General features: G+C 60.7%; 31 protein-coding genes. All 31 read right to left on the bottom strand.

Features of this window, described 5'->3' with window-relative positions:
* Positions 1 to 188: 188 nt before the first annotated feature.
* Positions 189 to 1,172, bottom strand: a complete 984-nt coding sequence (locus ACQR07_RS32690) for a tyrosine-type recombinase/integrase (protein WP_434906171.1) — start codon at positions 1,170 to 1,172, stop codon at positions 189 to 191.
* 89 nt (positions 1,173 to 1,261) lie between these two features.
* Positions 1,262 to 1,636: an excisionase gene (locus tag ACQR07_RS32685; protein WP_434906170.1), complete on the bottom strand. Its 375-nt coding sequence runs from the start codon at positions 1,634 to 1,636 to the stop codon at positions 1,262 to 1,264.
* Between the two features lie 11 nt (positions 1,637 to 1,647).
* A complete protein-coding gene (locus ACQR07_RS32680) occupies positions 1,648 to 1,860 on the bottom strand; it encodes a hypothetical protein (protein ID WP_434906169.1) in 213 nt (70 codons plus the stop codon).
* The gene (locus ACQR07_RS32675) at positions 1,857 to 2,186 is read right to left on the bottom strand and encodes a hypothetical protein (protein WP_434906168.1); all 330 of its coding nucleotides are present in this window, start codon (positions 2,184 to 2,186) and stop codon (positions 1,857 to 1,859) included. Before ACQR07_RS32675 ends, ACQR07_RS32680 begins: the two co-directional genes overlap by 4 nt.
* Positions 2,183 to 3,022 (bottom strand): thymidylate synthase, encoded by an 840-nt coding sequence (locus tag ACQR07_RS32670; RefSeq protein WP_434906167.1) that lies wholly within the window; start codon positions 3,020 to 3,022, stop codon positions 2,183 to 2,185. Before ACQR07_RS32670 ends, ACQR07_RS32675 begins: the two co-directional genes overlap by 4 nt.
* Positions 3,023 to 3,043: 21 nt before the next feature.
* Complete coding sequence (locus ACQR07_RS32665; protein ID WP_434906166.1) at positions 3,044 to 3,256, bottom strand: hypothetical protein; 213 nt, start codon at positions 3,254 to 3,256, stop codon at positions 3,044 to 3,046.
* 11 nt (positions 3,257 to 3,267) lie between these two features.
* The gene (locus ACQR07_RS32660) at positions 3,268 to 3,795 is read right to left on the bottom strand and encodes a hypothetical protein (RefSeq protein WP_434906165.1); all 528 of its coding nucleotides are present in this window, start codon (positions 3,793 to 3,795) and stop codon (positions 3,268 to 3,270) included.
* A 14-nt stretch (positions 3,796 to 3,809) separates the two neighbouring features.
* Positions 3,810 to 4,691, bottom strand: coding sequence for a TAXI family TRAP transporter solute-binding subunit (locus ACQR07_RS32655; RefSeq protein WP_434906164.1), 882 nt, complete (start codon positions 4,689 to 4,691; stop codon positions 3,810 to 3,812).
* Positions 4,692 to 4,854: 163 nt separating this feature from the next.
* On the bottom strand, positions 4,855 to 5,244 hold the full coding sequence (locus ACQR07_RS32650) for a hypothetical protein (RefSeq protein ID WP_434906163.1): 390 nt from the start codon (positions 5,242 to 5,244) through the stop codon (positions 4,855 to 4,857).
* Between the two features lie 65 nt (positions 5,245 to 5,309).
* Positions 5,310 to 5,693, bottom strand: a complete 384-nt coding sequence (locus ACQR07_RS32645; protein ID WP_434906162.1) for a nucleoside triphosphate pyrophosphohydrolase family protein — start codon at positions 5,691 to 5,693, stop codon at positions 5,310 to 5,312.
* Positions 5,690 to 6,019, bottom strand: a complete 330-nt coding sequence (locus ACQR07_RS32640; RefSeq protein WP_434906161.1) for a DUF6197 family protein — start codon at positions 6,017 to 6,019, stop codon at positions 5,690 to 5,692. The genes ACQR07_RS32645 and ACQR07_RS32640 overlap by 4 nt, the downstream gene beginning before the upstream one ends.
* Complete coding sequence (locus tag ACQR07_RS32635) at positions 6,019 to 6,681, bottom strand: TerC family protein (protein ID WP_434906160.1); 663 nt, start codon at positions 6,679 to 6,681, stop codon at positions 6,019 to 6,021. The genes ACQR07_RS32640 and ACQR07_RS32635 overlap by 1 nt, the downstream gene beginning before the upstream one ends.
* A 65-nt stretch (positions 6,682 to 6,746) precedes the next feature.
* Positions 6,747 to 7,184, bottom strand: a complete 438-nt coding sequence (locus ACQR07_RS32630; protein WP_434906159.1) for a TerB family tellurite resistance protein — start codon at positions 7,182 to 7,184, stop codon at positions 6,747 to 6,749.
* Positions 7,185 to 7,456: 272 nt separating this feature from the next.
* Positions 7,457 to 10,903, bottom strand: coding sequence for an adenosylcobalamin-dependent ribonucleoside-diphosphate reductase (locus ACQR07_RS32625; RefSeq protein WP_434906158.1), 3,447 nt, complete (start codon positions 10,901 to 10,903; stop codon positions 7,457 to 7,459).
* The gene (locus ACQR07_RS32620; protein ID WP_434906157.1) at positions 10,900 to 11,178 is read right to left on the bottom strand and encodes a hypothetical protein; all 279 of its coding nucleotides are present in this window, start codon (positions 11,176 to 11,178) and stop codon (positions 10,900 to 10,902) included. Before ACQR07_RS32620 ends, ACQR07_RS32625 begins: the two co-directional genes overlap by 4 nt.
* Entirely contained in the window at positions 11,175 to 11,516 is a 342-nt protein-coding gene (locus tag ACQR07_RS32615) for a hypothetical protein (protein WP_434906156.1), read from the bottom strand. The genes ACQR07_RS32620 and ACQR07_RS32615 overlap by 4 nt, the downstream gene beginning before the upstream one ends.
* A 193-nt stretch (positions 11,517 to 11,709) precedes the next feature.
* Positions 11,710 to 12,219 (bottom strand): hypothetical protein, encoded by a 510-nt coding sequence (locus ACQR07_RS32610; protein ID WP_434906155.1) that lies wholly within the window; start codon positions 12,217 to 12,219, stop codon positions 11,710 to 11,712.
* 239 nt (positions 12,220 to 12,458) lie between these two features.
* A complete protein-coding gene (locus tag ACQR07_RS32605) occupies positions 12,459 to 12,731 on the bottom strand; it encodes a hypothetical protein (RefSeq protein ID WP_434906154.1) in 273 nt (90 codons plus the stop codon).
* Between the two features lie 166 nt (positions 12,732 to 12,897).
* Positions 12,898 to 13,443: a hypothetical protein gene (locus tag ACQR07_RS32600; protein ID WP_434906153.1), complete on the bottom strand. Its 546-nt coding sequence runs from the start codon at positions 13,441 to 13,443 to the stop codon at positions 12,898 to 12,900.
* Positions 13,440 to 13,706, bottom strand: coding sequence for a hypothetical protein (locus ACQR07_RS32595; protein ID WP_434906152.1), 267 nt, complete (start codon positions 13,704 to 13,706; stop codon positions 13,440 to 13,442). The genes ACQR07_RS32600 and ACQR07_RS32595 overlap by 4 nt, the downstream gene beginning before the upstream one ends.
* The gene (locus ACQR07_RS32590) at positions 13,693 to 13,854 is read right to left on the bottom strand and encodes a hypothetical protein (protein WP_434906151.1); all 162 of its coding nucleotides are present in this window, start codon (positions 13,852 to 13,854) and stop codon (positions 13,693 to 13,695) included. Before ACQR07_RS32590 ends, ACQR07_RS32595 begins: the two co-directional genes overlap by 14 nt.
* On the bottom strand, positions 13,842 to 14,246 hold the full coding sequence (locus tag ACQR07_RS32585; protein ID WP_434906150.1) for a hypothetical protein: 405 nt from the start codon (positions 14,244 to 14,246) through the stop codon (positions 13,842 to 13,844). Before ACQR07_RS32585 ends, ACQR07_RS32590 begins: the two co-directional genes overlap by 13 nt.
* Entirely contained in the window at positions 14,246 to 14,752 is a 507-nt protein-coding gene (locus ACQR07_RS32580) for a hypothetical protein (protein ID WP_434906149.1), read from the bottom strand. The genes ACQR07_RS32585 and ACQR07_RS32580 overlap by 1 nt, the downstream gene beginning before the upstream one ends.
* A 4-nt stretch (positions 14,753 to 14,756) precedes the next feature.
* Positions 14,757 to 14,921 carry a hypothetical protein gene (locus tag ACQR07_RS32575; RefSeq protein ID WP_434906148.1) on the bottom strand — a complete coding sequence of 55 codons (165 nt, stop codon included), beginning with the start codon at positions 14,919 to 14,921 and terminating at the stop codon, positions 14,757 to 14,759.
* Positions 14,922 to 14,946: 25 nt separating this feature from the next.
* Entirely contained in the window at positions 14,947 to 15,732 is a 786-nt protein-coding gene (locus ACQR07_RS32570; protein ID WP_434906147.1) for a hypothetical protein, read from the bottom strand.
* A 35-nt stretch (positions 15,733 to 15,767) separates the two neighbouring features.
* Positions 15,768 to 16,736: a YqaJ viral recombinase family protein gene (locus tag ACQR07_RS32565; RefSeq protein ID WP_434906146.1), complete on the bottom strand. Its 969-nt coding sequence runs from the start codon at positions 16,734 to 16,736 to the stop codon at positions 15,768 to 15,770.
* A 17-nt stretch (positions 16,737 to 16,753) separates the two neighbouring features.
* Positions 16,754 to 17,452, bottom strand: coding sequence for a DNA polymerase III subunit epsilon (gene dnaQ / locus ACQR07_RS32560; protein ID WP_434906145.1), 699 nt, complete (start codon positions 17,450 to 17,452; stop codon positions 16,754 to 16,756).
* A gap of 12 nt (positions 17,453 to 17,464) precedes the next feature.
* Positions 17,465 to 18,106 (bottom strand): hypothetical protein, encoded by a 642-nt coding sequence (locus ACQR07_RS32555; RefSeq protein WP_434906144.1) that lies wholly within the window; start codon positions 18,104 to 18,106, stop codon positions 17,465 to 17,467.
* A complete protein-coding gene (locus ACQR07_RS32550) occupies positions 18,096 to 18,683 on the bottom strand; it encodes a hypothetical protein (protein WP_434906143.1) in 588 nt (195 codons plus the stop codon). Before ACQR07_RS32550 ends, ACQR07_RS32555 begins: the two co-directional genes overlap by 11 nt.
* Positions 18,664 to 19,020, bottom strand: coding sequence for a hypothetical protein (locus ACQR07_RS32545; protein ID WP_434906142.1), 357 nt, complete (start codon positions 19,018 to 19,020; stop codon positions 18,664 to 18,666). The genes ACQR07_RS32550 and ACQR07_RS32545 overlap by 20 nt, the downstream gene beginning before the upstream one ends.
* A 3-nt stretch (positions 19,021 to 19,023) precedes the next feature.
* Positions 19,024 to 19,488 carry a hypothetical protein gene (locus tag ACQR07_RS32540; RefSeq protein ID WP_434906141.1) on the bottom strand — a complete coding sequence of 155 codons (465 nt, stop codon included), beginning with the start codon at positions 19,486 to 19,488 and terminating at the stop codon, positions 19,024 to 19,026.
* Positions 19,489 to 19,571: the final 83 nt, after the last annotated feature.

Here is a 19,571-nt window from a genome sequence, read left to right as displayed (position 1 = left end):
CTGGTGGGCCCGGCAGGACTCGAACCTGCAACCAGACCGTTATGAGCGTGTGGAGTTTCCCTTATCTTATTGATTTCATTGATATTTTCGACTCCGTTTTACACTGTTTTTCGATGTTTGTTCACGTTCATGCTGTGCCCAGTCTGTGCCCGGCTGAGATGCAGCAAACCCTATAAATGAAGGGGTTTCTATGCTGCTCGACGTCCCAGTCGTGATCGTGTGACTGCCCGCTTCTTCGTGATCATCTCCGCCGCGTCGCGCATATAATCCGGGTGGTGATGGCCGTAGTTATCGATCAGCGTCTTCTCCGACATGCCGAGGAATCCGGAGGCCTGCCACAGCTCGACACCCTGCTGCATCAGCCACGTCGCAGCGGTGTGGCGCAGGGTGTGAGGCGTCACATTGCCCTCCGAAAGATCCAGCTTCGCCAGCTCCACGGCGTGCGTCATTCCGGTCTTAACGCTCATGACCGGCTTGCCGTGCCACTCGACGAAATGGCTTGCGACGATCTCCTTGTCGACCCAGCGGCGCATGTGCGCCAGCAGTCGGTCAGGAATAGGCATTGTCGGCTGCCGCTTGTTGGTCGCCCTGTGTCCAATCCGCTTCCGATAATAGAGACCTTCATCGAGATCGACGTAGGCCTTGCCGGGCGCCTTGTGGATCGAAGCTGATGCGATCGACGCCGCACGAGTGCCGGTGTAGAGGCCGATCAGGATGAACTTGGCAACGTGGCGAAGAGTGTATTTCTCCGTCTTGATCTTGACGCCCTTGTTCTCGCCGCGGTGGATCGTCTGCTCCTCCTTGTAGCGCCAGCAGACCCAGACTAGGCGAGCGGCTTCGCTTCGGGTCAGCCATCGCTCGCGTGACCCGCCCTTCTCGGGCATTGAAATGTGAACGACGCCGTGGTGGAGGTTCTGCTTGGCGTGATGGCCAATGGCAGCTCGCAGGACTTCGAGATCACGCCGGGCGCCGCCCTTGCCTCCGACCCTACCGCCCTTGCGGGTGGCGACGGTCTTGCCCGTGCGATGCGAGACGTAGCCGTTGGTCAGGTCGGTCGTGATCTGACCAAGCTTGTACTTGCCGAAATAGAGATCGAGGCGACCTACGGCGGAGGCGAGCCGGTCGATCAGGACCTGCTGCGTCTCATCATCGTATTCCTTGAGCTTGTCCACCAGGTAGATCTGGAGGACGTCTCGAATTGGGATGCGGTCGATGTCCCGCAACTTCCGCTCGGGCGCGTGCTTCGCGGTGAGGTAGTCCTTCAGGAACTCTTCCGCAGCCGCTGGCGGGTTCTTTTCACGAGGTCCTGCAACGATCCCTGTGCTGACGAACTTTGATCCGTCTCGGACGACCCATACGTCGTCACGACCGTCTGATCGAGATCGTCGGTAGAGTCGGGGACCTTTTCCTTGCTGCGACATCTTTCTCTCATACGCTTGATGTTGTTGAGGGTAGTGAAGTGCTTGTTCGCAATCTTCTCGACAGTGAGATTGCCTCTTTCGATCTCCTTTCTGAGACCTGCCACGGTCATTCCCCCGAGGGGGAATGCGTACTTCACTGCGTCCTCAAGCCTCATCGGGGTATCGGCGTCGATGAGGTTGGCGCCAGCACCTTCGATCTTCGGCATTACGCTCATTACCGGCTCCGCTAAAGCGACTCAATGTTTTGGTGAGTTGGATCGACCGCCACGGCCGCTCCTGGGATGTTCCAGTGGCTGAACGAGGGCTCGCCGCAGTCAACACCGCCGAACGGGCAATCCGGCTTAGTGGCGTCGTTGTAGATTGCGACGAAGGCGGCCAGCGCAGCAGCTACCGCCAACACGAGTCCGATCTCTCCCCAATCGCCCGGGATGATCATCATTTCTTGCTCCCGAAAACTGATTCCACCGTGTGCTCTTCCTTCCGCTCCTCAGCTCGGAAGGCTTTGATCCCGCCGCCGGCCTTTACAGAGCGGTAACCCTTCATCTCGAATCGCTGTGTATCGCGGGCGCGGTTGAGACGAGATGCCATCACTCTGAAGCCTGCCAGCTCAGCTTCCATCGCTGACGTGAAAACCTTGGGTTTGGCATCGGGTCCGGTGACCCACAACGCCGCCTCACCAGGGGAGGCGAAGGAGCCCATGTAGCAGCCGGGCATCTCGCGATGCTCGACCGCCGTCGAATAGTAGTACTGCGAGCCCTTCGTCATACAGCCACTTCGGCCCTGATAGCCGGATGAGGATCATAGCCAAGCAGGGTGAAGTCGGCGTACCGGAAATCGAAGATGTCCGTGATCGCTTGGTTGATCAGAACCTTCGGCAAAGGTCGGTCTTTCCGCGTCAGCTGCAGCCTCGCCTGATCCAGGTGGTTCAGGTAGAGGTGCGTGTCGCCGAACGAATGGATGAACTCGCCAGGCGCAAGGCCGGTGACCTGAGCGACGATCATCGTCAGCAGCGCATAGGATGCGATGTTAAATGGCACGCCCAGGAAGACGTCGGCCGAGCGCTGGTAGAGCTGGCACGACAGCTTGCCGTTCGCCACGAAGAACTGGAACAGGCAATGACAAGGCGGCAGCGCCATCTCGTCGACCTCCGCCGGGTTCCACGCGGAGACCATCAGGCGACGCGAGTTGGGGTTCGTCTTGATCTGCTGGACGACGTTGGCGATCTGGTCGATCGTCTCGTCTTCAGCCGACAGCATTACACCGTCTTCATCGAAGATCTTCCGCTCGCGTCCGGTCCCCCAACTGCGCCACTGCTTTCCGTAGACCGGACCGAGATCGCCGTTCTCGTCAGCCCACTCGTCCCAGATCGTGACGCCGTTGTCGCGCAGGAACTTGATGTTGGTATCGCCACGCAGGAACCACAGCAGCTCGATAGAGACGGCCTTAAACGACAGCCGCTTTGTGGTCAGCAATGGGAAGCCTGCGCTCAGGTCAAAGCGCATCTGGTGTCCAAAGATGGAGATGGTGCCAGTACCAGTCCGATCGTCCTTTTGCACTCCTTCGTGCAAAATGCGTTCGAGCAAACGTTTGTATTCGAGCATGTACTTTCCTGCTGGTAGGATTTATTGCGCGACGGTTGGAACAACTAGGTCCTTGTAGGTGAGCCAAGGTCCGGCGAGACGCCTGGCGTCTTCCCTTGTGTCGTAGGGTCCGGCAGCGTCGTAACAGCCGGCCTTGGTGCCGTCCTCGTTCATGTCAAGGTGGAGGATCCACCATCCAGCTTGGTCTTCACCGACCTCTTCGGGCGGCAGGTGTTTGACGATCGTCTTGCTCACGGTTTCCTCCTTCAGCACCAGACCACGTCGAACAGCGGGTCTGTGATTTGCGAGCGGACCCACTTCCGCATGCGGATGAAGCGCTCTTCCGGGCTCTCCGGGCGCCAGCGGCGCTCGCTCTCGATCCACTCTCCGGTCGAGCCGACTTCGTCGTTCATCCAGACGATCTCGCGGGCGAGGCAATCAGCGATGTTGAACGTGCCGGCGACCGTGTCGGGGTCATCGGGATCGAGGCCGGACATGTCGACACCGCGGACCTTGCCGGCGGCTCCGATCGCACAGACCGAGCCCTCGGTCTCGAGTTCATCGGCGATCAGGCGCTTGCAGATCATCCCGTTCATGCCGATCAGGATGTCTCGGAAGAGGGATTGGCCTCGCTTGCCGCGCGTGGCACTTGCCACCATGCCGCGGTACCGGATGAAGCCCCACTGATCATCGATGTAATCCTCGCTGTATCCCGACCTGCTCATTCCTCGCTCCGCGCTCTGAAAATGGACAAATTGAAAAGGAAGAGACGGCCGCCCGGAGGCGACCGTCATTGCAATGGCGTGGGTTACTTCGGCTGAACGAGCTTCTCGATGTCCGGCTTGGCGTTGGCGAAGCCGTCGACGATCTTCTCGAAGTCGCCCTGGTGGGCAGCGATCCAGTCGCGGTTGGCGACGAACACGGCGTCGACCTGGATGGTGTCGACCGACTTCGAGCCGCCGAACATGCCGGTGGGCTGGATGCCCTTGTAGGTGCCGGACGGGATCTCGCCGTAGGTGTAGACCGGGTTACCGCGGTTATCCTTGGCGTTCTTGGTCATGTCCCGGTCATCGGTCGAAACCAGCGTCACGCTGCTGGCATACTTCGGCGCCTCGTTCTTGAGGAACGGAGCGTTCAGCGCGGTGATGATCAGAGCGCACTGCACTTCCGAGCCATCGGCGACGGCGCTGAGAGCCAACGTGCCGGTGAGGTCGGACGTCCGCACCTTGCCGTAGCGGGCCTTGTCTGCCGCCACGAACGCCGCCCAGGTGGTGTTGGCACCAGAGCCCTCGGGGCCAATGGCGACCGTGAAGTTGGAGTTCAGGTCGACCATGCGCGACGAGGTGTAGGCCTTGCGGTTGCAGATCAGGTTGGCCTGCTCCTGGTAGAGCACACCGGACCGCTGCAGCGCCGAGATCGCCTTAGCGTTCTTGCTCGAATAGACGAGCAGAGCGTCGGACTGCACGAAAGCGCCGTCGCACTCGCCGGCTGTGACCTTGTCCAGGTTGTCGAGCGAGCCCTTGGACTCGATGACCTCAACCGAGGGAACGTTGCGCTTCAGGTACTGACCTGCGGCGTAGTAGTTCAGCTTGGTGTTGCCGGTGCAGAGCCGGAACTTCTCCGTCGCCTCGGCGGAGCTGGCAGCCATGACGCCCATCACGACAGCAGCGAGCAGATAGATCTTCTTCATACAGGTCCTCCGTTTGTGTGCATTCAAGCAAATACCTGAGCGTTAGAAAAACCAGCGGCTGATCGGATAGCCGCGGGAGATCTTGACGGCTGCGGTCACGACCAAATAGAGGCCGCAGGCATCGAGAACGTGGTTGGCGAGAAAGACGCCGAATACGGGCATGTCAGGCCTCTATGGTTGCCGGCAAACCAGTCACCGGGTTGTAGGATTGGTCGGGCCGGCGGGAGAGTCGGGTCGGATCCTCGCCGTTCATCAGCAGCCGCTTAGTCTCCTGGATGAGGAAGGAGATGCCGACAACGATGTTCGGGATATCGCCGCCGTAGCTGCGGAACCCGCTCCATCCCTCGGGGTAGATCGGCGGCGGTTCGTCGAAGGCCGTCTCGTCGCCGTTGCGCCGATCGAACACCGCATCCAGCTGACCGACGCCTGCCTCAAACAGCTCGCCCCTGCTGACATCCCGGCGAGCGTCGAGCGGCCCCCACATCTCGTTCTGGCGGCCGATCTCGGCAAAGATCAGCTCGTAGACCTTGGCCTCGGCCTGTTTCGCGTCCAAACTTCTCACTCCTGTTTGCATGCAACTCCATTTGCATTCAAGCAAACGAATCGTCAAGCGAAATTTCAGCGATCGTCGCCATCACCCTGGAGGGTGCCTCGGTCGACACGGCCGCGCAGCTCGCTGATGTTGGCAAGCGCGATCTCGCCGAGGCTCATGCCCATCCCGTGGGCGAGTGCTGCGAGATACCACAGTGCCCCGCCCATTTCCTTGACGATGGCCTTCTTGCGTTCCTCGGTGAGGATACCGCCGTCGTCGCGGAAGATCTTCTTGACCTTATTCTGAACCTCACCGGCCTCGCCGAGGCCGAGCGCTGGGTACCAGAGCTTCATGTGGTCAGGATAGGCGATCGTCTTGATCGACTGCTCCTGGTAGCGGTCGAAACCGCGGATCAGCTCTTCAGCTCTGATCGGTTCCTTGGTATCGATGTTGGTGTTCACGATGCTCATTTCTGCTCCATAAATCGTAGTTCGTCAGCGAGGTCCTCAAACATCCGGACCACCTCCTTCTGGATGCGGCCTCGCTGGTCGTTCCAGTCGAATGGCTGCTTGCCAACCTGGCTCTTGATGAGGGGAACGAAGCGCGCATACGCGCCTCGGTCTTCGATTCCAGCGGCTCTTCTGATGCAGCCCTCGATGTCAAAGGACCGCGCCGTCTCGCTGAATACGGGGACCGGCTTACCCTGTCGGTCCCTCGCGAGCGTCTTCTGTGTCCAGCGACCAGGCTTGGAGAACATCAGCAGACAGCGCTCGACGATCTCCAGCTCGGTGAACATCAGGCAGCCGGACTTCCGACTGTTTTGGTCTGGCGCCACAGATGGACGATCCAGCCTGCCGTCACCACGATCATCAGGCCGGTGAAGGCGTTTGGACCCCAGGGCCAGGGAAACAACGGATCAGCGCCGATGATGCCGCCAGCAACCCAACCCAATAGCGCAGCGCCAGCCCACTTCAGGGCAGGGAAGCGTTCGATCACCATCGAGATGATTGCGCTGCCGGCGATCACGAGCGGGATCGACAGGAGGACGCCGATCGCCATCAGCCCAACGTGGCCGTGTGCGAGTGCCGCGATCGCCATGACGTTATCGGTGCTCATGGTTGCGTCGGCGATGGCGATGGTGGTGATCGCCGACCATAGCGTCGTGACAGGCTTCTCGCTCACGTCATCATCATTGGCGATGATCAGCTTGATGGCGACCCAGAGCAGATAGGCGCCGCCGAGGATGCCGAGCGCAGGAACGTCGAGCAGGCTGTTGGCGATCGTAGCCATGACGATGCGGAGCAGGATGGCCGCGATCGTGCCACCGATGATGCCCCACTTCTGCTGGTCCTTCGGCAGCTGCCGGCTGACCATGGCGATGACGAGGGCATTGTCGCCAGAGAGTAAGAGGTCGACCCAGACGATGCCGAGCAGCGCGACCCAGAACAGGTGGTCCATGAAAATCTCCAGTTCAAGAAAAAGGGCGGCCCCGAAGGACCGCCCCGTTCAGGCGAAACGCCGGATCAGAGGCCGAGGAACTTGACGGCGTCGATGCCCAGGAGGCTGCCGATCTCGATCAGCACCTTCTTCTCCTCGGCGCCGATGTCGCCCTGGTCGGCGACGTCAGCGGAGATCGCCAGCACGTCCTGACGCGCGGTGATGTCGTAGGTGACCAGTGCCTCGATGGCGCGCTTGTTCTCCAGGCGACCGGAGCGGGTCTTGGCGCGGTTCAGCGCGTTGGTGAGCGCCTCTTCGATCTGCGAGCCCGTGTACGACGCGCCGAGGATCTGATTGGCCTGGATGCCAGAGATGGCCGCGTCGATCTCTTCATTGTCGATCTGACCATCGGCCGCGGTGACGTTGGCAGCAGCCGCGGCGACGCCGGCCAGGAACTTGGAGTCGCCGGTGTAGCTGTTGAGGGTCTGCTCGGCCTGCTTCATGATGCGAGAGAAAATGCCCATTGAGACTTCCTTTGGTTGGCTTGCAGGCCGCCCGCCTGCGTGGATTTGCATTGCATTACTGCAAAAATTGCATTCAAGCAAGCAAAAAAGCGAACGGACCCGTGGATCCGTTCCGTTCTTGTGGTTCTTGTGGTCTACGGCTCACATGTCGTGGATGCCGAAGCCCGTCTTCCTGCAGCGAGGGCACTTCCAGCCGTAGCTGCTGTACGCCCCGACATCGTCACTCTCTCGACGGTGATCTATGACCAGGCAGAGCAGTCGCTTCACCCAGCTCATGAACACCCCGTCGTTTCGCCGCACGTGTCGCACTTGAGGCAGGTGCCGTTGCGAACCATGGTGACATTCCCGCAAGAGCCGCAGGTGTCCCCCGTGTAACCGCTCAGCTTGGCGACACAGCGCTTGTCGAGCGTCGGCTTGACCTTCGTCACTTTGCCGTCGCTGGTGATCTCCCACTTCTCCGGACCGGACTTGTAGTCCGGAGCGCTGTTGGTCGATCCCTTCACCCCATCGCCGATCGCGGTGTGACCGCTCTCTTCGGGGGTGACGTGGGCCAGGTCATCGCGACCGAGGTAGTTGATCGCCAGATGTCGGAATACGAAGTCGATGATCGAGGTCGCATTCTTGATCCGATCGTGCTCCTGGACGAACCCGGAGGGCTCGAATCGGAAGAACGTGAAGGCATCAACGAACTCCTCCAACGGCACGCCATGCTGCAGGCCGAGGCTGATCGCGATCGCGAAGGCGTTCATCATCGACCGGAAGGCGGCACCCTCCTTGTGCATGTCGATGAAGATCTCACCCAGCCGACCATCCGGGTATTCCCCAGTGTGGAGGTAGATCTTGTGGCCGCCGACGACCGACCGCTGGATTGATGCCTTCCGCTTTGAAGGCAGCTTCTCCCGCGTGCGGACCAGCTTTTCGACCACCTGAACGACGGTCTGCGGCTTTTCCTCCTCGACCTCCGTCTCGTCGACCAGCGCAGCCGACAGCGGCTGGGACAACTTCGAGCCGTCGCGATAGATCGCATTGGCCTTCAGACCCAGCTTCCACGACAGCATATAGGCCGCCTTCACGTCCTCGATCGTTGCTTCCGAGGGCATGTTGATAGTCTTGCTGATCGCGCCAGAGATGAACGGCTGCACTGCCGCCATCATCTGGATGTGGCCTTCGGTCGAGATAAACCGAGTGCCCAGCTTGCCGCACTTGTTGGCGCAGTCGAAGATCGCGTAGTGCTCCGGCACGAGATGCGGAGCGCCCTCCAGCGTCATCGTTCCACAGACCGCGACATTCTCCGTATCGATCTCATGGTCCTCAAACCCGAGCGCCTTCCAATTCGCCAGGAAGCGGATGTCGAAGGTCGCTCGGAGTTGCTCCACGCTGATCGTGATGCCGGCCGCACGTGCCGCACCCACGAACCTGGGCGAGAGCTTCCGCACGTCGCCAGTCGCGTACGAGACGATCTCTTTGATCTCGCTGCCGCTGTAGCCGAGACGCTCCAGCGCCGGCTTCACGGCCTGGTTGATGATTTTGAAGTAGCCGCCGCCGGCCAGCTTCTTGAACTTCACCAGCGCGAAATCCGGCTCCACGCCCGTGGTGTCGCAATCCATGACCAGGCCGATCGTGCCGGTGGGCGCGATGACCGTGGTCTGGGCGTTGCGGAAACCATAGGCCTCGCCCATGTCGACCGCCCGAGCCCAGATTGCAGACGCACGTGCCGGCAGATCAGCCTGCGGGCAGTTGTCCCAATCCAGCGACACCGGCTTGATCGTGAGCCCCTCGAAGGACGTGCTGCCGTTCTCCGCAGCCGCATAATGGTTGCGGATCACGCGCAGCATCGCCTCGCGGTTCTCCTCGAACTTGACGAACGGACCCATCTCCTGCGCCATCTCGGCGGAGGTGAGGTAGGCCGTGCCCGTCATGATCGCCGAGAGCGATCCAGCTAGAGCCCGAGACTCCTTCGAGTCGTACGCCAGACCCATGGTCATCAGCAGGCCACCGAGGTTGGCGTAGCCGAGGCCCGTGGTTCGGTATTCATAGGAGAGCAGAGCGATCTCCTTCGACGGGAACTGCGCCATGTAGATCGAGATTTCGAGCGCGATCTGGATCAGCCGACAGGCGTGGATGAACGAGTCCGTGTCGACCTCGCCGCGGTCGACCCGCGACGGATCATTGATCAGGAACTTGATCAGGTTTGCCGATGCCAGGTTGCATGCCGTATCGTCCAGGAACATGTATTCCGAGCACGGATTGGACGCGCGGATGCTGCCGCCGGCCGGGCAGGTGTGCCACTCGTTCATCGTGGTGTTGAAGTGCAAGCCAGGATCGGCTGACTCCCACGCCGCGCGAGCGATGGTGTCCCAGAGATACGTGGCATCGACAGTCTTCACCACCTTGCCGGTGGTGCGACCGATCAAATCCCACTTCGAGCCCAGCTCGACCGCAGTCAGAAAGTCGTTGGTCACGGACACCGTGTTGTTGGCGTTCTGGCCGGACACGGTCTCATAGGCCTTGGACTGCCAGTCGAGATCGAATTCCTCCGCGTAGAAGTTCTCACCCTGCTCGGCGAGTTGGATCACCCGGTTGATGTAGGTGTCCGGGATGAATGCCCGCTTGGCAGCCAGTATGGCTTCCTTCATGGACGGGGTGTCGCGGCTCTCGCCGTTGCCCCATGCTTCCCAGACCTTCTGCAACAGCCTTTTGGCAGCTTTGGAGCCGGCCACCAGAGCTGCGACCTTCTGCTCCTCCTCGACCTTCCACGTGATGTATTCCTCGATGTCCGGATGATCGACATCCAGCACCACCATCTTGGCTGCGCGCCGCGTCGTGCCGCCAGATTTGATCGCGCCGGCAGCCCGATCGCCGATCTTGAGGAACGACATTGCGCCGGACGACGTACCGCCGCCGGACAGCTTCTCGCCGCGGCCACGCAGGTTGGAGAAGTTGGTGCCGGTGCCGGAGCCGTACTTGAACAGGCGAGCCTCGCGGACCCACAGGTCCATGATGCCGCCTTCCTGGATCAGGTTGTCCTGGATGCCTTGGATGAAACAAGCGTGCGGCTGCGGGCGCTCATAGGCCGACGTGGACGCCATGACCTGGCCGTAAACCTCGTTGCCGGTGCCGTCGATGCTAACGGGCTCGACGTAGAAGTGGCCCTGCGCCGGACCATCGATGCCGTATGCCCAATGCAGACCGGTGTTGAACCACTGCGGCGAGTTGGGCGCGAACATCTGGGTGGCCAGCATGAAGCGCATCTCGTCGAAGAACGCGCGAGCATTTGCCTCTGCATCAGCTGTCTTGTAGACGTCGCCCTTCTTTGTGCCAGCCGGAGCGAAATACCCGCCCTTCCAGCCCCAATAGGTCCAGCAGCCAGCGAGGCGGTCGAATACCTGCTTGGCCGATGTCTCGGAGCCGAAGATCAGCTCGCTCTCGGCAGGATCAGCTACGGACTGGAATGCCCGGTTCGGGATGTTGCGCGACAGCCAAGCTGGTACGCCTTCCTCGTAGACGGGTTCGAGATGGTTCGGGACGCCCGCCTTGCGGAAGTATTTCTGCGCCACGACGTCCACGGCGACCTGCGACCAGGCTGCCGGCACCTCGATGCCCTCCATCTGGAACACGATCGAACCGTCCGGGTTCTTGATCTCGCTAACGCCTTTGCGCCACTCGATCAGGCTGTACGGATCGACTCCAGCAGTGGTGTATCGTCGTTCAATTCTCATTCGGCACTCGCGCAGTACGGCCAATCGGCCGGGATGGAGTCATAGTCGTTGGTGGGTTTCGAGGGTGCCGACCAGGTCTCAACCTGGTAGACATTGCCCGTTGCCGTCCGGAAGACGTTTGGCTCGATCTCTGCCACCACCTTCGCGGTGTAGAAGAACCAGCCGTCGCGATAGCGGCCCTTGGTGTCGCCGTAGATCACGCCACGCAGGTTGAAACCGCCTGCGTCGATCGCGACACGCTGTGCCTTCCGGATGCGTGCGGTGATTGCGGTCATCCGCAGCGCTTCGTCGATCGATAGGGATAGGTCTTCGAATAGTCGATCCGCATCTCGCGCTTGACCGGGAAGAAGGCGACCGGCAGCTTCGAGATCTGCTGCATGATCTCCTTGACCTGGTCCTGCTGCGTCTTCGGATCGAGGACGGTCAGCTGCTGCACCAGCTCGGTGATGTGGCTGCGTTCGAACTTGGTCAGGCACCGCGTGGCTCGGGTGGTGCTGCCAACCGAGGCATACTGAAACTTCGGCTTGACCTTCCGTCTCTGATGCTGCGTGGTGATGAAGTGCAGTGCCTTCATCAACCCCATCGACGTGTCTTCAACTCGTAAAGCGTCCATGTCTTCCTCTCTGGTGGACTAAGGTGTCCGCAGCCGTGCGATCTGACGTCTGATCTGCTGACGAACGAAGTTGTTGGCGTAGGGCGTGCGAGGCGTTGACGGAAAAACGGTCGAGTACCAGGCGCCACGGAATTGGAAGTTGACCGTCCGGTGCTTCTTGCTGTGACCAAGCTTGAAGTCCTCGATCTCTCCGCTATCCTTCAGGATCTGAACTTCCTGCTGGACCTCTCTCACCGCGCGCTTCATGCTTCTTGCCCCGCTTCGGAAAAGGCCGTTTCGGCCATGCTTTCTTGGGGCGTCGCGGCGGCTCATCGACCTCCGCGTCAGGGTCGACCTTCGCCAGCATTCGACGCCTGAAATCCTCGGTCTCTTTCGCGATCCGCCTGGTGCGGGCGATCTCAGTGACGTCACCGCGTGCCAGCTCGCCGTGGGCGCCGAAGGTCTTCTTGTCGTGGCAGTCAGAGTGCTTGGCCTCGATGAATGCCGGATCGTTTGCCCGCGGCGTCGTGTCCTTGGCCTCAGCGTCCCAGCAGCGCAGCCCAAGTGCTGGGAAGTGGTCGAACTCCGTGTCCTCGATCTTGCCAAGACGCTCACCGCACTTCGTGCAGATGGCGTTCTGTCTCAGCACGACCTGCAACTTCACGGTGACCAGGATGGCCTTCCGGAAGCCTTTCGGCGGGGCAAGATCGAGGACAGTTTGCATTCGCCTTTCATATTTGCATTCAAGCAAACGGTCAAGCAAATGTTTGGTCGTCTCCTGGCATGTCAGGGAAGGGCAGCGGGACGCGGCCCAGACATCCATCGGGGGTCGGCAGCCCAGGCCTCCAGCCGTGGTCCCTGGCGCAGCCGTAGGCCTTGGGACAGCCCTCGGGAGGACAGAACTTCGTCTCACCCGGTTTCTCTTGCCCGCATCTCCAGCTCGCCCAGTGGTCGAGTCCGCCTTCAGCCATCTTCGCGCCCCATATCCTTGTAGAGCCGATACTCGGTGCCCTCGCGATGCCACTGACCATCGCAGACGGCGATGATCTTGTGCGCCGCCAGGAAATCCTCGTCGGTCTCGGCCTCGTCCTCGTACAGCTCGCGCAGCTCGGTTGCCGTGGCCAGCTCGTTGGTCCAGACCAGCTCGCCATTCCCGACCTTGATCCGGGCGTGATCTGTGATGGCGTTCTCGACCCTGGAGATGGCGTCACGGAGATCAGCGAGTTCCGAAAGCAACAGGGCGGCGTTGTTCGGGCCTCCATCTGGATGCGGCTGGTGATGCCGAAGCGACCGATCTTGCCGTTGACGCGCAAGCATCTGCCGATCGCCTCGATCACCTCGCCGGACTCCTCGGTGATGCGGTCGATCTTGCCGTGGAGCGTGGTTGGTAGAAATTTCGGGTTCACGATTTCACCCCCAACGTTGATGCGATCGTCTTGGCGACATCAGCCTGGATCTGCTTCAGCATCTCGACCTTGACGTTGTGCTCGATGTATCCAGAGATCTTGCCGAGCCGGGTCATGACTTGCTCCTGCACCATTTTGGCTTGGTCTTCGACGATCTTCGACACTTTGCCGAGCTGGCGCTCGCACTCCTCGCGCACCTTGCCGTCAACGAAGATGTTGACCTTACCCTTCAGGTCATCCGACAGCTCCTTCTGCTGGACATAGCCCCAGGCTCCTCCGCGGATGGATCGAACCAGGCTGCTGAGGCGCTCGTCAATGTAGGCGCGGACCGCCTCATCCTCCTTGACAGCCTGGATCAGGTCCGTCTTGTGCTGATGGAACGCCGCATGGACTAGGCGCTCCATGTCGCCAACAACGTCCTTCATGTAGATCTTCCGGGTCACCTCGGCGATCACGGCGCGCTGTAGTTCCAGCTTGAACGCCGAATCATCATCGATCAGCTTGGTCAGAGCCGGTGCGTCAAGCTTGATTGCAATGCTCATTTGAGTGCCTTCATCTCGATCTTGATGGTGGTGAGGTTGTTGCCGACCAGGTAAGCGAGCAGCCGCATGGCGGGGATGCGGTAGACTCGATCCCCCGTGTTAGGGTTGGCGGTCGCGAACTGTCTCCGAGGGAATTTAGGCGGGGCCTTCCATCCCTTTGGAGTCGTGATCATGATTCCGGCGTCCTCTGCCGGCAGGCCGTTCAGCGTATTGAAGTTGATGTTCTCCACACATCTCATGACCAGTTCGTCAGCGTTGTTCATGCGGTGTCCACTTCACCTTGCCGGCATCGATCCGCCGCCTGAGCATCCGGAAAGCGTCACGTTCGGATTTTGCGAGGAACACCCATACCCCGCCCCAGAAGCCGGTCGGCAGGCTGATGATCGGCCGGTAGACCTTCAAGCCTGCCATTTGAGCTTCACCAGCTCGGCCTTCACACGCTCGATGACTCGGTGTGAGAAGTTGTCCGGATGCCGCTTGTCGGTGATGATGCCGTCCGTGATCTCGACATCGTCATGCAGATCGAACGCTGTGTGCGGATTGTCCGCATGCCACAGGCCGTAGAAGTTGCGGATCGACATGCCAGCGAACATCAGGCAACCGGCATGAGCAGGATATTCCTCCTTGGAGCGGAAAAGCCTGATATCAGGCATGTGCCAGCTTGCTGGATCAAGCCAGCGCTCAGGCGCAACAGGATCCGCCTTCACCTTCGCGACGATGTCGGCAACCATGCCGTCCTCGTCCAAATAGGAGCCATGCCATTCCTGGCTGTTGCGCGGCTCGCCTTCCACTACGTTTGCCATCACGCTGCATCCTCGTCCTTGTGGCGATCGTCGTTGTCGTTCGCCGGTTCCTTGTAATTCGCCTGCTTCCGGGCCTCTTTCAGCAGCTCATCAATGTCGACCCCCGGGAGGATGTTGGTCTCGATGATGCTCATGGCCTTGTCGAAGAACGGCTTGAATGTTTCCTCGGTCATCGCATCGTAGGCCGTCGACGACGGGACCATTATGATCTCGCCAGTCACCGTCATGATGGGTTCGACCACGCCGCAACCGACCAGCAGCGTCTTGTGCAGGCTGTCCTCCGACACGAACAGGTCGGTGTTCTGGACGACCAGGCGTAGGATCACCCGATAGAGCCGGTGCCGCGGCGCATTGCGCTGCTGGACGATGTTGACGCGCAGCAGCTTATTGACCGGCAGCTCTTCGAACTTTTCACGGTCATAGCTCGCATACGGAACGAGATGGCCGTCCTCGTTCTTGAGGGCATAGATCCAGGGGTTGCTCGACTTGCTCGTCGTCTTGCTCATCTGCTCATTCCCGTAGCTCTCCACCGAGGCGAAGGACACGCTCCTTGCACGCCTCCTTGAGCCGCTCGATCTGATCGTCCGTCAGGCCGTAGTCGTAGCGGTGATCTCTCTCGGCCGCCCACCAGGCCCGCAGATCATCCGCGCTCTGGGCAAGCTGGATGACCTGCAAGGCGAGCTGGACGTATGCGCGTGACTTAGCCCGCATTCGCTTTGGTCTTGGCCGCCTTCAGCTCCTGCGAGCGATCGCTGGCCTTCTTGCGGATGAGAGCCTCATCATCCTCGTGGAGCTTCGCCAGATCCTCGGCGAACGCCTTCTCGCCGATGATCTCCATGATCTCCTTGACCGAGCCGGCCTGGGCGATCTGATCCTCCCAGTGGTCGAGGATGGAGTCCTGCTCCTTCTCGTCGACGGAAGCGGCACGCTTGCCCTTGCTGCCCTTCGAGGAGCCGCCCTTGTCCGAAGACTTGCCGCCGCGATCCTGATTATCGTTGGCGCCGTCGAACTCGTCGGAGCCGCGGAAATCCTGCTTCAGATCGCTGACGTAGCGGTTGTCATCGTACATCCCGAGGTGGATGTCGGCAGCGAAGCCTAGCGTCGACAGGCTCTTGCTGAGCGCGTCGGTCAGCGACTTCTTCGGCGCCTCCTCATCGGTGTACCAACCGTTCTTGTTCTTGCCGACGAAGGTGGTCTGACCGAAGTGCTCGATCTCGCCCTTCTTGTCGCCCCAGATGTACCAGAGTTTCAGCTTCAGAACGTGGATCACGTCCTTATCCTGGCCCGGCTGGTAGCGCTCCTCCATGATGTTCCAGCCCCAGCCGATGCCGATCGGGCCGAACATCTTCGTGGCCTTCTTGATCAGGTACGTGGCGTTGGTCGCCGTACCCTTGAAGCCGCCGCCGCGATTGAACGACTTGGTGAAGTTGGGATCGGTCTGCTCGACCTCGTTCCAGATCGCGAGATTTTCGGATGCGTTGCTCATGATCGTCCTCTTGGTGAATGTAAGGGCAGGGGCGGTTAGGCCGCCGCCTCTGCTTCCTCGGTGTTGTCGTTGTCGGCCTTGGTCTTCTTCTTGCCGCCGCCCTTTGCCTTCTTCGGCTCCGGTGGGAACCAAGCCTGCTCGTCGTCGATCTTCGCGACCTCGGTCTTGTCGCAATCGATCAGCTTCTTGCCGTCCTTCGACAGCTTGACTGTCACGCCCTTGCCGGCCGCCTGGATGGCGTCTTCTGGCATCAGCTTCTTGATGGCGGTCTTGGCAGCCTCATGCTTCTTGGCAGCAGTGAACGTCTTCAGCAGGACCGCTGCCTGAGCGCCCCACTCGTTGCTCTCGTTCATGTCGACGACCTTGATGCGCTCGACGAGCGGCACTTCGATCACCGGATTACCCGGGATCCGGCCGGTCTCAACGCAGTCCCAGAAGTCCTTCTCGTGCTGGAGAAGCTTGACCTGGTAGAAGATGTCCGCCTCGATCTCGACGCGATACCACTGCGCCGCACCGGTCAGGATGCAGAGCTGCGAGGTCGGCAGACCGGTCACCATCATGTTGTGCTGGCACTGCGGGAAATACTTCTCGATTCCCTTGTCCAACGAGAAGCCGAACGGGAACATGAACTTGAACTCGACCATCGAGATGGCCGGTCCGGTCTCAGTCTCGCGGACGAGTCCGTCCAGCGTGGCATGCGCCTTGTCCCAGTCCTCGTAGAAGACCTTGTCCTGCTCATTGGTGACCCACAGGCCGGTGTCCTTCTCGAACAGGTCGGCATTCAGCGGCTCGGTCAGGTTGCCGAGATTGATCAGGATGACCTCGGACAGATCCTCTGGAGCCATCTCGCCGCGCTTCTCGGCCCACAGACGCTCGATGGCGAGCTGGTCACCGGACATGATGATCTTGGCGTCCGATCCTCCAATGGAGAAGCGGCGAGCAGCGCGGGCTTCATCGGACATGCCGTTCTTGCCCGTGCGCCTGTAAAGGGCGGGTGCGTTCATTGATCTCTCCTGGTTGGCTAAGCTGCGGTCTCGAGTTTTTGGTCGCGATAGTCGTTCCAGATCGCGTCCGTCATCTTGCTGATGAACTTCGCGTGCAGGGCGCGGTCTTCGTCTGTGACTCTTGGTGCGAGCGGAACAGGCCGCTGTCTGATGACGACGGGTGCGACCTCCGAGGACGCTGCGAACAGGTCCAGGGACATCCCCATCTGCCGGCCACCGCGCAGCTCGCAGTAGACTTCCGCGAGCAGCTGGGCATCGAGCAGCGCGCCGTGCTTGTCGCGCTTGGTCAGGCCGATGCCGAACGCCTTGCACAGCGAGTCGAGCGTGTGCCTGGCTCCAGGCCGCTTCTCGCGGGCAAGTGCCAGGCTGTCGACGATCTCGTTCTGCAGTGGCGGCAGATCGAGGCGCTCCAGCTCGGCGTTGATCATCCCGACGTCGAAGCTGGCATTGTGGGCCACCAGCGTCGCACCCTCGATGAAGGTGAGAAACTGGTTGACCTGCCGGCGGAACGTCGGGAATTTCTTCAGGAACTCGTTGCTGAGCCCGTGGACCTTGAACGCTTCCCGGTGAACGGGATGCGTCGGGTTGATGTATTTGTGGAATGTCTTGCCGGTCGGGATAAGGTCGATCACCTCGACACAGCCGATCTCGACGATCCGATCGGTCTTGCGATCGAGTCCCGTGGTCTCCGTGTCGAGGATGATCTCGCGCTTCAAATCCGTCTCCCGTTATGCGGCGGTGCGGGCGCCGATCGAGCTGAACACGATGCCGGTGCGCTCCTCGAACTTGCGGAGCCGGCTGATGACCTCATCGGCCGTGAACTTGGTGTAGAGGCCCTCCAGAGAGGGCGCACTTCCCCCGCAATACGTCCAGGTCGGCTTGTCGATAGGTACGACGTCCTCGAACTGCACCAGCATCAGCAGCGTCTCGCTCTGGACGATGCGGATCGTGTGCAGGTCCTCCGCGTGCATGAAGTAGGAGTCGCCAGTCCCGAACCGGCCACGCTTCGCCTCGAACAGCTCTTCCTCACCGGCAAAGGTGAAGCCGTCACCGCCGTTGAGCGGGGTCCGATACTCGAACCAGTTGAAGATCTTGCCCTGATGCTCCGGACGGAGCGCCGAGCGCGTGAACCAGACGTTCTCGCTGAGGCCGGCCGCGACATAGGTCTCGAAGTCGTAGCGGTGATTGTGCGGAGCGATGACCTCGGGCAGCTTGGAGATGTCGCCGTCGAAGAAGTACAGCTTCAACGTCTCCTCCGGCGAACGCTGCAGGCAGAGATAGTCGAAGCCCTTGGTGTGGTAGTCCTTGAACGAATGCTCGACGATCTGGTCGACATCGATTCTCTTCGGCAGCGGCAGGTCATGCAGCATGGTTCAGCTCCTGGAATGAGAGGCCATGACCCGGCACGATGCCGAGGTCGTTCTTGAGTCCGGTCAGAATGAAACCGACCGTTCTGGTCTTGATTTCCCAAACGTTCTGACGATTGGGTCTGCGCGTCGGGCAATAGAGACGATGGACAATCTCGGCATCCCCGCCGCGAGCCAGTGTGACAGCAGCCTTGATGAGACGTTCTGGGAGGCGAGCAGCGTTGCACCACCGCATCCACGCCAGAACGCCAAGGGATCGTTCAACATCGTCTCTCTGAGGAGCGAATTTGGTCTGTCCGTCATAGGGCTTCATCGCACTGAGGAGGCGGATACGCTCGATCACGAGCAGCTCGGCACGCGACATGCCGACCATGTTCCAACCGCCTGAGCGGTTGCCGGAAGTCAGCCAACGACGTTCCTGGTCGGGCGTCTTGTCGATCACTTCGATCGCTTCGACCAGGAGCTGCCAGATGACGTCACTGTGCTTGGCTTGATCGCCCTTCAGCTCGAAAGCCAGCTGGGCACCGTGCGCCAGCCAGCTCAAAGCATTCGTGCGATCCTCATGCGAGGACGAGGTCATGCGGTGTGATCTTCTTGCCCGTGATGTCGCTGCCGAAAGCTGGCTGCCGGCGGCGGGTTGCTCGGTATTCGAAGATGTTCGTGCCGATCCGCTTCTGCGTGAGCAGGAGGTGACCATGCTTGGCGTCCTCCAGGACGCGGTCGGCGAGAACGTTGAGGGTTGCGAGACGGAGCCGCTCGTTGCCGCGCAGCACGTCGGTCTCGGGGATCACGACCTGGCGGTCGTACTGGAGATCACCGCTCCAGTAGACCAGGACATCGCCGGCAGGCGCGGCCTTGAGCCAGTCGTAATAGTCGGAGAGGGCGCCGGGAGAGACGTCCAGGACAGTGCGAGCCATCGCTCAGTCCTCGTCCCGGCTGCGGTCCTCGTGGACCATTGTGGCGTAGAGACCGGCGAGCGCGGTCACATCCTCGACGATGGAGCCGAGCTGGTCGAGCTGATGGGCTCGCGAGACAGGCTCGTCGCTCAGCTCGAAGTCCGGCTCGAACTCGATGACGAAATCGTCGTCCTCGTCCTCGACGTCGAGATCATCCTCGGCGAGGATCGACATGAGGCCACCCACGATCAGGTCCAGCGGCGTCGGAAAGTCAGCAGCCTCCGGTTCGACCGGTTCGGTGCCTTCGAGGCAGAGGCCAGGCGGGCAGGAGCAGTCGCCGTGCTCTGCCGCTTCCTTGGCGTGATGCGCGTCGAACAGCGAAGCCATGCCGTCCGGCGTAACCTGGAAGATTCTCATTTGTTTTTTTGTGCTCCAGTTGGTATTCATGCAAATCAAAAGGCAGAGGGGCGCCTCCTGCACGCCAACCAAGTAGGAGGCGCCCCCGCATTTTCCCCGCTCAACGGGGAAGCTCTATAGACGACCCGTCCGCATCCGGGTCAGGAGGTCGTCAC

It is taken from the genome of Bradyrhizobium sp. HKCCYLS20291 (assembly GCF_051167715.1).
In the GTDB taxonomy this organism is placed as follows: Bacteria; Pseudomonadota; Alphaproteobacteria; order Rhizobiales; family Xanthobacteraceae; genus Bradyrhizobium.
Note: the sequence above shows the minus strand (reverse complement) of the source record. Positions and strands in the feature narration are given on the sequence as shown.

Coding starts and splice junctions, on each gene's coding strand:
- ACQR07_RS32685 (WP_434906170.1), bottom strand. CDS start 1,636: ATGAGCGTAATGCCGAAGATCGAAGGTGCTGGCGCCAACCTCATCGAC.
- ACQR07_RS32680 (WP_434906169.1), bottom strand. CDS start 1,860: ATGATGATCATCCCGGGCGATTGGGGAGAGATCGGACTCGTGTTGGCG.
- ACQR07_RS32675 (WP_434906168.1), bottom strand. CDS start 2,186: ATGACGAAGGGCTCGCAGTACTACTATTCGACGGCGGTCGAGCATCGC.
- ACQR07_RS32670 (WP_434906167.1), bottom strand. CDS start 3,022: ATGCTCGAATACAAACGTTTGCTCGAACGCATTTTGCACGAAGGAGTG.
- ACQR07_RS32660 (WP_434906165.1), bottom strand. CDS start 3,795: ATGACGGTCGCCTCCGGGCGGCCGTCTCTTCCTTTTCAATTTGTCCAT.
- ACQR07_RS32655 (WP_434906164.1), bottom strand. CDS start 4,691: ATGAAGAAGATCTATCTGCTCGCTGCTGTCGTGATGGGCGTCATGGCT.
- ACQR07_RS32645 (WP_434906162.1), bottom strand. CDS start 5,693: ATGAGCATCGTGAACACCAACATCGATACCAAGGAACCGATCAGAGCT.
- ACQR07_RS32640 (WP_434906161.1), bottom strand. CDS start 6,019: ATGTTCACCGAGCTGGAGATCGTCGAGCGCTGTCTGCTGATGTTCTCC.
- ACQR07_RS32635 (WP_434906160.1), bottom strand. CDS start 6,681: ATGGACCACCTGTTCTGGGTCGCGCTGCTCGGCATCGTCTGGGTCGAC.
- ACQR07_RS32630 (WP_434906159.1), bottom strand. CDS start 7,184: ATGGGCATTTTCTCTCGCATCATGAAGCAGGCCGAGCAGACCCTCAAC.
- ACQR07_RS32625 (WP_434906158.1), bottom strand. CDS start 10,903: ATGAGAATTGAACGACGATACACCACTGCTGGAGTCGATCCGTACAGC.
- ACQR07_RS32620 (WP_434906157.1), bottom strand. CDS start 11,178: ATGACCGCAATCACCGCACGCATCCGGAAGGCACAGCGTGTCGCGATC.
- ACQR07_RS32615 (WP_434906156.1), bottom strand. CDS start 11,516: ATGGACGCTTTACGAGTTGAAGACACGTCGATGGGGTTGATGAAGGCA.
- ACQR07_RS32610 (WP_434906155.1), bottom strand. CDS start 12,219: ATGCAAACTGTCCTCGATCTTGCCCCGCCGAAAGGCTTCCGGAAGGCC.
- ACQR07_RS32600 (WP_434906153.1), bottom strand. CDS start 13,443: ATGAGCATTGCAATCAAGCTTGACGCACCGGCTCTGACCAAGCTGATC.
- ACQR07_RS32595 (WP_434906152.1), bottom strand. CDS start 13,706: ATGAACAACGCTGACGAACTGGTCATGAGATGTGTGGAGAACATCAAC.
- ACQR07_RS32590 (WP_434906151.1), bottom strand. CDS start 13,854: ATGGCAGGCTTGAAGGTCTACCGGCCGATCATCAGCCTGCCGACCGGC.
- ACQR07_RS32585 (WP_434906150.1), bottom strand. CDS start 14,246: ATGGCAAACGTAGTGGAAGGCGAGCCGCGCAACAGCCAGGAATGGCAT.
- ACQR07_RS32580 (WP_434906149.1), bottom strand. CDS start 14,752: ATGAGCAAGACGACGAGCAAGTCGAGCAACCCCTGGATCTATGCCCTC.
- ACQR07_RS32570 (WP_434906147.1), bottom strand. CDS start 15,732: ATGAGCAACGCATCCGAAAATCTCGCGATCTGGAACGAGGTCGAGCAG.
- ACQR07_RS32565 (WP_434906146.1), bottom strand. CDS start 16,736: ATGAACGCACCCGCCCTTTACAGGCGCACGGGCAAGAACGGCATGTCC.
- ACQR07_RS32555 (WP_434906144.1), bottom strand. CDS start 18,106: ATGCTGCATGACCTGCCGCTGCCGAAGAGAATCGATGTCGACCAGATC.
- ACQR07_RS32550 (WP_434906143.1), bottom strand. CDS start 18,683: ATGACCTCGTCCTCGCATGAGGATCGCACGAATGCTTTGAGCTGGCTG.
- ACQR07_RS32545 (WP_434906142.1), bottom strand. CDS start 19,020: ATGGCTCGCACTGTCCTGGACGTCTCTCCCGGCGCCCTCTCCGACTAT.